This is a genomic window from Hydrogenophaga sp. GW456-12-10-14-TSB4, assembly GCF_059424305.1.
Genome location: NZ_JBWKZH010000039.1, coordinates 45460 through 56478, shown reverse-complemented (window position 1 = coordinate 56478; position 11019 = coordinate 45460). Strand labels below are relative to the sequence as shown.

10 protein-coding genes and 1 tRNA gene are annotated in these 11019 nt (G+C 68.4%); 6 read left to right on the top strand and 5 right to left on the bottom strand.

Annotated features, from left to right (window positions below):
- The 4 genes from AC07ZS_RS18750 to AC07ZS_RS18735 form a co-directional block, all read left to right on the top strand.
- Nucleotides 1-599 (top strand): VOC family protein (locus AC07ZS_RS18750; RefSeq protein WP_494800037.1); only part of this gene is annotated, 599 nt, incomplete at its 5' end.
- A 331-nt stretch (nucleotides 600-930) separates the two neighbouring features.
- A complete protein-coding gene (locus AC07ZS_RS18745) occupies nucleotides 931-2664 on the top strand; it encodes an FAD-dependent oxidoreductase (RefSeq protein ID WP_494800036.1) in 1734 nt (577 codons plus the stop codon).
- A complete protein-coding gene (locus tag AC07ZS_RS18740; RefSeq protein WP_494800035.1) occupies nucleotides 2661-2849 on the top strand; it encodes a DUF2783 domain-containing protein in 189 nt (62 codons plus the stop codon). The genes AC07ZS_RS18745 and AC07ZS_RS18740 overlap by 4 nt, the downstream gene beginning before the upstream one ends.
- A 69-nt stretch (nucleotides 2850-2918) precedes the next feature.
- Nucleotides 2919-5819 carry a valine--tRNA ligase gene (locus AC07ZS_RS18735; protein ID WP_494800034.1) on the top strand — a complete coding sequence of 967 codons (2901 nt, stop codon included), beginning with the start codon at nucleotides 2919-2921 and terminating at the stop codon, nucleotides 5817-5819.
- Nucleotides 5820-5916: 97 nt separating this feature from the next.
- On the opposite strand, the gene AC07ZS_RS18730 is transcribed toward AC07ZS_RS18735, so the two are convergent.
- The 4 genes from AC07ZS_RS18730 to cysM form a co-directional block, all read right to left on the bottom strand.
- Nucleotides 5917-6960 (bottom strand): NAD(P)-dependent oxidoreductase, encoded by a 1044-nt coding sequence (locus AC07ZS_RS18730; protein WP_494800033.1) that lies wholly within the window; start codon nucleotides 6958-6960, stop codon nucleotides 5917-5919.
- A gap of 56 nt (nucleotides 6961-7016) precedes the next feature.
- Nucleotides 7017-7244, bottom strand: coding sequence for a sulfurtransferase TusA family protein (locus AC07ZS_RS18725; protein WP_382154986.1), 228 nt, complete (start codon nucleotides 7242-7244; stop codon nucleotides 7017-7019).
- A gap of 82 nt (nucleotides 7245-7326) precedes the next feature.
- Nucleotides 7327-7887: an NUDIX domain-containing protein gene (locus AC07ZS_RS18720; RefSeq protein WP_494800032.1), complete on the bottom strand. Its 561-nt coding sequence runs from the start codon at nucleotides 7885-7887 to the stop codon at nucleotides 7327-7329.
- A gap of 16 nt (nucleotides 7888-7903) precedes the next feature.
- Entirely contained in the window at nucleotides 7904-8806 is a 903-nt protein-coding gene (gene cysM / locus AC07ZS_RS18715; protein ID WP_494800031.1) for a cysteine synthase CysM, read from the bottom strand.
- 39 nt (nucleotides 8807-8845) lie between these two features.
- Here cysM and AC07ZS_RS18710 point away from each other — a divergent pair.
- A tRNA-Leu gene (locus tag AC07ZS_RS18710) sits at nucleotides 8846-8930 on the top strand.
- Nucleotides 8931-8983: 53 nt separating this feature from the next.
- Here AC07ZS_RS18710 and AC07ZS_RS18705 read toward each other — a convergent pair.
- Nucleotides 8984-9901 carry an SDR family oxidoreductase gene (locus AC07ZS_RS18705; RefSeq protein ID WP_494800030.1) on the bottom strand — a complete coding sequence of 306 codons (918 nt, stop codon included), beginning with the start codon at nucleotides 9899-9901 and terminating at the stop codon, nucleotides 8984-8986.
- A gap of 83 nt (nucleotides 9902-9984) precedes the next feature.
- Between AC07ZS_RS18705 and AC07ZS_RS18700 the strand changes: the two genes are divergently transcribed.
- Nucleotides 9985-11019: a CDP-6-deoxy-delta-3,4-glucoseen reductase gene (locus AC07ZS_RS18700; RefSeq protein ID WP_494800029.1), complete on the top strand. Its 1035-nt coding sequence runs from the start codon at nucleotides 9985-9987 to the stop codon at nucleotides 11017-11019.

Here is an 11019-nt window from a genome sequence, read left to right as displayed (position 1 = left end):
ACCCTGCCCCGCCCGCACCGATCCAGCAGTTGCACCACTATGCGTACCGTGCCAAGGACGCCGAGGAAACGCGCCGTTTCTACGAGGACATCCTGGGCCTGCCGCTGTACCACATCATCCAGAGCGATTACGTGCCGAGCACGGGCGAGTACTGCCCGTACACGCACTTCTTCTTCCGGCTGCAGGACGGTTCCTTCATCGCCTTCTTCGACCTGGGCGACGACGAGGCCGCGCTGCCCAGCCCGAACACGCCGAAGTGGGTGAACCACATCAGTTTCCGCGTGGACACGGTGGAGGAGCTGGAGAACACCAAGGCGCGCCTGGAAGCGGGCGGCATCGAGGTGCTGGGGGTGACGGACCACCACATCTTCAAGAGCATCTACTTCTTCGACCCGAATGGCATCCGCCTGGAGCTCACGGCACAGCTGGCCGACGAGTTCGAGATGCTCAAGGAAAGCAAGACCGCGCATGCGCGCCTGGCCGAGTGGACGGCGCGCAAGGAGCAGTGGCGCAAGGAACGCGCCGAGGGCAAATCCGCCGCGCCGCTGAAGCCGCAACAGAACGACCGGCCGGAGGTGGCTGCGCGCGTCAAGGCCTGAGGGTCTTGGCGTTGGCGTTGGCCGGGTCCGGTCGGCGAAGGGTGGGTGAGGGGCTCCGCTCATGTCCCCCGAACCGGCTTCGCCGGTTCTCCTCCTTTACTTCGCTGCGCCCCTCACCCACCCTTCGCCGACCTCCGTGCGCGCATGCACAGAAGTGCATTCAAGCACCGCCCTGGCTCGGTGATGCCCGGTGCTCTGCGCAGCGGGGTAAAGGAGGAGGCGGCACCAGCCGCCGGGGGACACCCGCGGAGCAGAGTGCCGGGCGTCGCCGGGCCCGCGAGGTCGCAGAGCGAAACAGAAACATGAAGGCAACGAAAACAAGGAGCGATGCATGTCACTGACCGCATACCGAGAGACAGCCCACACCAACAACTACGAATTCACCAGCGGTGCGGGCTACGTGCTGCCCGAGTACGAATTCGTCCCCCCACCCGAACTGAAAAGCGAAACCCGGGTCCGCCACCCCATCGTCATCGTGGGCGGCGGCATCACCGGCCTCACCCTCGCCTGCTCCCTCGCCCGCCTGGGCGTGAAAGCCGTGCTCATCGACGAGGACAACACCGTCGGCGTCAAGGGTGCCTCCTCGCGCGGCATCTGCTACACCCAGAAATCGCTCGAAATCTTCCAGCGCCTGGGCATCTTCGAGCGCATCGCCGCCAAAGGCACCCAGTGGAGCGTGGGCCGCACCTTCGCCGGTGACGACGAGGTCTACAACTTCGACCTGCGCCAACAAGGCAACTTCCACCTCTCCAGCCAGCCGCCCTTCATCAACATCCAGCAGTTCTACATCGAGGCCTTCCTCGTCGACCGCGTGCAGGAACTCGGCGCCGTCGAACTGCGCTGGCAGAACCGCCTCACCGCCTTCGAGCAAAACGCCGACGCCGCCACCCTCACCATCGAAACCCCCGCCGGCAGCTACCGCATCGAAGCCGACCACGTCATCGACGCCACCGGCTCCAACAGCCCGCTGCGCAAATGGCTCAACGTCCCCTTCGACTCGCGCCGCGGCGACGACCGCTGGTGCATCGCCGACGTGCGCTTCACCACCCACCCGCCAGCCGAACGCCACACCTGGATCGAAGCCCCGTTCAACGAGAACCGCGCCGTCTGGCAACACCTCATGGCCGACGACGTCTGGCGCATCGACTACCAGATGGCCCCCAACGCCGACCCCGCCTACGTGAGCCGCGAAGACGTGGTGCGCGAGCGCCTGGCACGCCAGTTCGGGCCCGACGTGGGCGTCGAAATCGTCTGGGTCGGCCCCTACGCCTACCGCAGCGAATGCGTGCACGCCATGCGCCACGGCCGCGTCTTCCTCATGGGCGACTCGGCCAAGGTCGTCAGCCCCTTCGGCGCTCGCGGCGGCAACACCGGCGTGGCCGACGCCGACAACCTGGCCTGGAAACTCGCCGCCGTGCTGCGCGGCAAGGCCGACCCGGCCCTGCTGCAAAGCTACCAGGACGAGCGCCTGGAAGCCGCGCAGCAGAACGTGTGCGTGACCAACCGCACCGCGCGCTTCCTGCGCCCGGCCGACGGCAGCGAACGCCTGTTCCGCCAGGCCGCCATCGGCCTGGCCAAGCAGTACCCGTTCGCGCGCAGCCTCATCAACACCGGCCGCATGGCCGTGGCCAACCCCTACAGCCAGTCCGGCGCCTGCACCTACGCGCCCGGCAGCGCGGCCGGACAGTCGGTGCAAAACGTGCCCTTCGCCTGGGCCGACGGCACCCGCGGCCAAGTCAACGATCTGCTGAACTGGGCCCAGGGCGACCTGCTGGTGCTGGTGTTCGGCGAGCTTGCGCCCGCCGCCCTGCAACGCCTGCGCCGGCTCGGCCAGGACGCCCCGGTGCGCTGCGTGCAGGTGCTGGGCGCCGATGCCCCCGCCCAGGCACTGGAGCACGTGCGCGACCCGGAGTGCCACCTGCAGGGCGCCTGCCAGGTCTTCGGCCAGGCCTGGGCCCTCGTGCGCCCCGACGGCTACCTCGCCGCCACCGGCGACACCATCAACGCGCGGCTGGTCACGGCCATCGAACGCTCCCTCGGCCTGCTCGGAGACAAAACCCCATGAAACAAGACCTGCATTTCCAGGACGCCGACGCGTTCTACGAACAGCTGCTCGACGCCCACGCCGGCCTCAGCCGCGAAGCCGCGGAGCTGCTCAACGCCCGCCTGATCCTGCTGCTGGCCAACCAGATCGGCGACGCGAAGGTGCTGAAAGCCTGCATCGAAGCGGCCCGCCAACTGCCTAGCTAAAATCAGGGTCTTCCCCCTGCTTTCCCAGACGGCATCCTGCGGGATGCCGTTTCCATTTTTGGCGCGCCCATGACCGACACCCTGAACCAGCCTGGCCTGCAATCCCTGGCCAAATCGTTCGAACCCGCTCCGCTCGAAGCCCGCTGGGGCCCCGAGTGGGAACAGCGCGGCTATGGCGCCGCCGGCTTCCGCGGCACCGGGGTACCGCAGGCCGATGCCCCCTCGTTCGCGATCCAGCTGCCGCCGCCGAACGTGACCGGCACCCTGCACATGGGCCACGCGTTCAACCAGACCATCATGGACAGCCTCACGCGCTACCACCGCATGGCGGGCGCGAACACGGTCTGGGTGCCCGGCACCGACCACGCCGGCATCGCCACCCAGATCGTGGTGGAGCGCCAGCTGCAGGCCCAGGGGATCAGCCGCCACGACATGGGGCCGACCCCGGCCGAGGCGCGCAAGAACTTCGTCGCCAAGGTCTGGGAGTGGAAGGAGCACAGCGGCAACACCATCACCACGCAGATGCGCCGCATGGGCGACAGCGTGGACTGGGACCGCGAGTACTTCACCATGGACGACAAGCTCAGCACCGTCGTCACCGAAACCTTCGTGCGCCTGTACGAGCAGGGCCTGATCTACCGCGGCAAGCGCCTGGTGAACTGGGACCCGGTGCTCAAGACCGCCGTCTCCGACCTGGAAGTGGAAAGCGAAGAGGAAGACGGCTTCCTCTGGCACATCGCCTACCCGTTGAGCGACGGCAGCGGGTCGCTCACGGTGGCCACCACCCGCCCCGAAACCATGCTGGGCGACGTGGCCGTGATGGTGCACCCGGAAGACGAGCGCTACACCGCCTTGATCGGCAAGACAGTGAAGCTGCCGCTGTGCGACCGCGAGATCCCGGTGATCGCCGACACCTACGTGGACCGCGAGTTCGGCACCGGCGTGGTCAAGGTCACGCCCGCGCACGACAACAACGACTATGCCGTCGGCCTGCGCCACGGCCTGCCCCTGATCGGCGTGCTCACGCTGGACGCGGCCATCAACGAGAACGCCCCGGCCAAATACCGCGGCATGGACCGCTTCGTGGCCCGCAAGGCCGTGGTGGCCGACCTGGAAGCCGCCGGCCTGCTGGTGGAAACCAAGAAGCACAAGCTCATGGTGCCGCGCTGCGCGCGCACCGGCCAGGTGATCGAGCCCATGCTGACGGACCAGTGGTTCGTCGCCATGTCCAAGGTCAGCGAATCCGACCCCACCGGCAAGAGCATCGCGCAGAAGGCGATCGACGCCGTTGCCTCGGGCGAGGTCAGCTTCGTGCCGGAGAACTGGGTCAACACCTACAACCAGTGGATGAACAACATCCAGGACTGGTGCATCAGCCGCCAGCTCTGGTGGGGCCATCAGATCCCGGCCTGGTACGACGAAGCCGGCAACGTGATCGTGGCGCGCAACGAAGCCGAGGCCCAGGCCAAGGCGCCGGGCCGGACGCTCACGCGCGACCCCGACGTGCTCGACACCTGGTACTCCTCGGCCCTGGTGCCGTTCAGCACCATGGGCTGGCCGAACCAGAAGGACGGCGCAACCGAAGACTTCAACCTCTACCTGCCCAGCACCGTGCTGGTGACGGGCTACGACATCATCTTCTTCTGGGTCGCCCGGATGATCATGATGACCACGCACTTCACCGGCCGCGTGCCGTTCAAGCACGTGTACATCCACGGCCTGGTGCGCGACGCGCAGGGCCAGAAGATGAGCAAGAGCGAAGGCAACGTGCTCGACCCGGTGGACCTGATCGACGGCGTCGCCCTCGCACCGCTGCTGGAGAAGCGCACCACCGGCCTGCGCAAGCCCGAGACCGCGCCCAAGGTGCGCAAGCAGACCGAGAAGGAATTCCCCGAGGGCATTCCCGCCTACGGCGCGGACGCGCTGCGCTTCACCTTCGCCGCGCTTGCCTCGCTGGGCCGCAGCATCAACTTCGACAGCAAGCGCTGCGAGGGCTACCGCAACTTCTGCAACAAGCTCTGGAACGCCACGCGCTTCACGCTGATGAACTGCGAAGGCCACGACTGCGGCCTGCAGGAACACACCAAGGCCGAATGCGCCGTGGGCCAGCCCTTCCACGGCTACCTGAGCTTCAGTCAGGCCGACCGCTGGATCAGCTCGGTGCTGCAGAAGGTCGAGGCCGAGGTGGCCAAGGGCTTCGCCGAATACCGCCTCGACAACGTGGCCAACGCGATCTACGACTTCGTCTGGAACGAGTTCTGCGACTGGTACCTGGAGATCGCCAAGGTGCAGATCCAGACCGGCGACGCCTCGCAGCAGCGCGCCACGCGGCGCACGCTGATCCGCACGCTCGAAGCCATTCTGCGGCTGGCGCACCCGATCATCCCCTTCATCACCGAAGAACTCTGGCAGAAGGTCGCGCCGGTGGCCGGCCTGCCCGGCGCGTCGGTGAGCATCGCGCGCTACCCCGAGAGCCAGCCCAGCAAGATCGACGAGGCCGCCATCGCCCACGTGGTCAAGCTCAAGGCCCTGGTCGATGCCTGCCGCACGCTGCGCGGTGAGATGAACGTGTCACCGGCCACGCGCCTGCCGCTCTACGTGCTGGGCGACACCGCCTTCATGCAGGCCGCTGGCCCGGTGCTTCAGGCCCTGGCCAAGCTCAACGAAGTGCGCGTGTTCGAGGACGAGGCCGCCTGGGCCGCCGCCGCGCAGGCCGCGCCCGTGGCCGTGGTGGGCGAGGCGCGCATGTGCCTGTTCATGGAAATCGACGTCGCCGCCGAAAAGGCCCGCCTGGGCAAGGAAGCGGCCCGCCTGGAAGGCGAGATCGTCAAGGCCAACGGCAAACTCTCGAACGAAGCCTTCGTGGCCAAGGCACCGCCCGCCGTGATCGATCAGGAAAAGAAACGGGTGGCCGACTTCAGCGCCACGCTGGACAAGGTGCGCGAGCAACTGGCCCGCCTGAGCGCCTGAACCTTTCCAGAATGCCGCGGGACTGGCTCTGCCAGACCGCAGGCATTGCCCCCTGGGGGGTGACGCACCGCAGGTGCGCAGGTGCGGCGCGGGGGGATCACCCCCTGTGCATCGCGATGGAACTCCACTGCGACGGCGACACCGCCTGCGGGTCGCTCGTCGTGTCCTGGTAGTCGATGTTGTCGAGCACCGAGAAGTCGCTGACGCGGCCTTCGTTCTGCATCGAGCCCGGCGACAGCGTCTCGTGCATGCGGTGCGCCACGTACCAGCTGGCGCGCAGCTTGGCCTCGCGGGTGTGGGAGCCCAGGCGCGGGGTGAGGTGCAGGTTGGGAATGCCGTGCAGCGGCGTGCCCTCGGCCGCGAACTGCGGGTTGGCGCCGTCGAGCAGGCAGGCGTCGATGCGGCCGTCGCACAGCGCCAGGGCCAGGGCCTCGGCGTCGAACAGCGAGCTGCGGCTCACGCCCACCCAGAGCTGGCCGGGTTTGCAGTGGTTGAGCATGCGCTCGTTGATCCAGCCCCGGAAACGCGAGGCGTAGACCATCTGCAGCGAGATCGCGTCCGAATGCGCCAGCAGCTCCTGCAGCGACACGGGTTCGACCTTGAGCTTGTCCCAGATCTCGGCGGCGTGGTGCACAGCCGGGTCGTAGCCCAGCAGGCGCACGCCCAGGCTGCGCAGCATGGGCGCCAGCGTGTGCGCCACGGGCGCCAGGCCCAGCAGGCCCACCGTGCTGCCCGAGAGCTCGCGCCCCATGCGCACCTGGGCGATCTTGCGGCCCAGCAGCGCGCTGATCATGCCCCGGCGGTACAGCATCAACAGGCCATAGAGCAGGTACTCGGCGTTCGAGCGCACCGTGGCGCTGCGGGCCTGCAGCACGCGCACATTGCGCCGCGCACAGGCGTCGAGGTCGGTGTTGTCGCTGGAGATCTGCATGCGCGCCACGATCTCGAGCTTGGGCGCGAAGTCCAGGAACTCGCTGGAGACCACCACGTGCGGCGGCAGCACGATGGCGCGGGTCTTGTAGGTGCTCTTGCGCAGCTCGGCGGGGTCGTCGGCCAGTTCGGGCCTAAAGCCCACCTCGTGGCGCTCCTGCAACCAGGCCAGCGCTTCGGGCACGAGCGGATCAAGCAGCAGGACTTCCATGGTGTGTGGGCAGGGGCGTGTGAAGGATGAAGGGACCTGATCGCGCCTGCCGGGGCTCAGCGGCGCTTGAGCAGGGTGATGTGGTCGCCGCCCACGGTCTCCTGCTGCATCAGCAGGTTGCCGGTCTGCTTGGCGAAGGCCTGGAAATCACGCACCGACCCCGCGTCGGTGGAGATCACCTTGAGCGTCTGGCCGCTGAGCATGTCGGCCAATGCCTTCTTCGCTTTGAGGATGGGCAGAGGGCAGTTCAGGCCGCGGGCATCGAGTTCTTTGTCGGCAGTCATGGGGAGGGGGGGTATTCCTGGGTTGTCAACATTCTAAGCGGCACACAGCGCACCGCGGCGCCTGCGCGGGCGCCGCCGCGCGCTAGCCGGCGCTGTCGGCCGGACCCGCGGCGGGTTTCTGTGGCAAATCTTCCATGAAGACCGGCTCGTGCCCCTGCTGGCGCAGCCACTGCGCCAGGGCCAGCCCGGTGCCGGCGCGCCAGCAGCGCACCTGCTCGGGCCGCATCAACTTGTAGTCCACCAGCTCGGGCGAGAGCCGCACCTCGCCGTGCGCACGGGCGTGGTAGGTGATGATGACCTGGTTCATGCGCTGGAAATCGTGCACGCCCACGAGCTCGAGCGCGTCCACCGCCAGCGAGGTTTCCTCGGCGATCTCGCGCCGGATGCCCTCTTCGGGCGTCTCGCCAGCTTCCATGAAGCCGGTGATGAGGCCGAACATCTTGCCCGGCCAGGCGGCGTTGCGCGCCAGCAGGATGTGGCCGTCCATCTCCACGATGGCCGCGAGCACCGGCGTGGGGTTGTTCCAGTGGGTGAAGCCGCAGGCCGGGCAGCGCAGCCGCTGGGTGAAGCCGCCGTCTTCTTCCATGCCGATCAGTGCCAGCGGCGTGGCGCACACGGGGCAGAACCGGAATTCGGTGCTCATGGTCGGCGGCAGGCCATCAGGCCGGGAAAACGCCGGTGGAGAGGTAGCGGTCACCCCGGTCGCAGACCACGAAAACGATGGTGGCGTTCTCGACCTGGCTGGCGATCTGCTGCGCCACCCAGCAGGCACCCGCCGCCGAGATGCCGCCGAAGATGCCCTCTTCGCGCGCCAGCTGGCGGCACATGGCCTCGGCGTCGCCCTGGCCCACGTAGACCAGCTCGTCCACCGTGCTCGGGTCGTAGATCTTGGGCAGGTACTCGGTGGGCCACTTGCGGATGCCCGGGATGCGCGAACCCTCGCTGGGCTGGGCGCCGATGATGCGCACGGCCGGGTTCTTCTCCTTCAGGAAGCGCGACACGCCGGTGATGGTGCCGGTGGTGCCCATGGCGCTCACGAAATGGGTGATGCGCCCGCCCGTCTGTTCCCAGATCTCGGGGCCGGTGGTTTCGTAGTGGATGCGCGGGTTGTCGGCGTTGGCGAACTGGTCGAGCACCCGGCCCTTGCCGTCGGCCTGCATCTTCTCGGCCAGGTCGCGCGCGGACTCCATGCCACCGCTCTTGGAGGTGAGGATCAGCTCGGCGCCGAAGGCCTTCATGGTCTGGGCGCGTTCGATGGAGAGGTCCTCCGGCATGATCAGCACCATGCGGTAGCCCTTGATGGCCGCTGCCATGGCCAGGGCGATGCCGGTGTTGCCGGAGGTGGCTTCGATCAAGGTGTCGCCGGGCTTGATGTCGCCGCGTTCCTCGGCGCGCTTGATCATCGAAACGGCGGGCCGGTCTTTCACGGAACCGGCGGGGTTGTTGCCCTCCAGCTTGCCCAGGATCACATTGCCTCGTGCCTGGTTGGCCGCCGCGCCAATGCGCTGCAGGGCCACCAGCGGCGTGTTGCCGATGGCGTCTTCAATCGTCGGGTAGTTCATCCCACCACTGTGCCATAATTTCGAGTCTCCCTTCTGGCAGCCCGGGTGGTGAAATTGGTAGACGCGCCGGACTCAAAATCCGGTTCCGAAAGGAGTGTCGGTTCGATTCCGACCCCGGGCACCACGACTCAAGCCGTGCAGGCAAGCCGCACGGCTTTTTTGTTGCCCGCCCGCCGCTCAGGCCAGGCCCTGCGCCACCGTGGGGTAGCGCAGCCGCAGGCCCAGCTCGCCCTTGAGGCGCTGGTTGCGCAGCCGGCGCGACTCGCTCATGAAACTCAGCAGCACCAGCGGCAACTGATCGCCTGCGCCCTCACGCGCCACGCGCGGCGGCCGGGGCAGGCCGTACAGATCGGCCGCGAGGTCGAAGTAGTCGCCCATCTTGAGCTCGGTGTCGTCCACCACGTTCAGGTTGCGCTGCGGCCGGCCGCGCCAGAGTGCCAGCACGCAGGCACGCGCCAGGTCGTCGGCGTGGATGTGGTTGGTGTACACGTCGTCCTCGGCACGCAGCACCGGCGTGCCGCGCAGCAGGCGCTCGCGCGGCGTGCCACCGGCCCGGTCGGGGGCGTAGATGCCGGGAATGCGCAGCACCGAGGTGCGCACGCCGGTGGCGCGGCCCAGCCAGTGCACGGCGGCCTCGGCGTCCACCCGGCGCCAGGCGCGCGGCGTCTTGGGGTTGGCGGGCGAGGCTTCGTCCATCCAGCGGCCCTGGCCGTCGCCGTAGACGCCGGTGGTCGAGCCGTAGACCAGCGAGGCGGGCAGCGAGCGCTGCGCCAGCGCCCGGGTGAGCGCGCGGGTGCGCGGGTCCAGCCGCCAGTCGGCCAGCTCGTCCGAAGGCGGCGGGGCCAGGTGCAGCACGCGCGTGGCCAGGCCGGCCAGGCGGCGCAGGCTGCGCGGGTCGTCCAGGTTGCCCTGCAGCGGCGTGATGCCCTGGGCGCGCAGCCCGGGGCTGCGCTCGGCGCTGGAGGTGAGGGCCAGCAGGCGCACGCGGGCGCCGCCGCCCAGCGCGCGCGCGGCGCGCTGGCCCACGTCGCCGCAACCCACGATGAGAACCCGTTCACGCCGGAAGCGTGCGGGCAAAGCGCCGAGAAGGCTCATGCGAAATCCGGATTTGAGACAATAGAGGGTTGCCGCGCGGGGGTTCCACCCCGACGGCCTTTCCCGTATCAACACGTGCCAGTATGACATTCACCATCACCGTCGAGCCCAGTGGGCGCACCTTCACCGCCGAGCCCGACGAATCCATGCTCGCCGCCGGCATCCGCCAGGGCATCGGCCTGCCGTACGGCTGCAAGGATGGTGCCTGTGGCTCCTGCAAGTGCAAGCTGGTCTCGGGCAGCGTGACGCACGGCCACCACCAGCCCAAGGCGCTGAGCGCCGACGAAGAGGCCGCCGGCTATGTGCTGACCTGCTGCGGCGTGGCCCACAGCGACGTGGTGCTCGAATCGCGCCAGGTCACCGAGGCCGGCGCCTTCCCGATCAAGAAGATGCCGGTGCGCGTGAGCACCCTGGAGCGCGCCTCGCACGACGTGATCGTGCTGCGCCTGCAGCTGCCGGCGAGCGACGCCTTCCAGTACCACGCGGGCCAGTACGTCGAGTTCCTGCTGCGCGACGGCGACCGCCGCAGCTACTCCATGGCCAACGCGCCGCACACGCAGGCCACGGCGCCCGCGCTGGAACTGCACCTGCGCCACATGCCGGGCGGCAAGTTCACCGACCACGTGTTCGGCGCCATGAAGGAAAAGGACATCCTGCGCATCGAGGGCCCTTACGGCAGCTTCTTCCTGCGCGAGGACAGCGACAAGCCCATCGTGATGCTGGCCTCGGGCACGGGCTTCGCGCCGATCAAGGCGGTGATCGAGCACATGCAGTTCAAGGGCATCACCCGGCCCGCCACGCTGTACTGGGGCGGCCGCCGCCCGGCCGACCTGTACCAGAGCGCCTGGATCGAGGCCCGCCTGGCCGAGATGCCCAACCTGCGTTACGTGCCGGTGGTCTCCGACGCCCTGCCCGAAGACGCCTGGACCGGCCGCACCGGCTTCGTGCACCAGGCCGTGCTGCAGGACTTCCCCGACCTCTCGGGCCACGAGGTGTACGCCTGCGGTGCGCCCATCGTGGTCGAATCGGCCCACCGCGACTACGTCGCCCAGGCCGGCCTGCCCGACGAGGCCTTCTTCGCCGATTCGTTCACCAGCGCCGCCGACAAGGTGGATTGA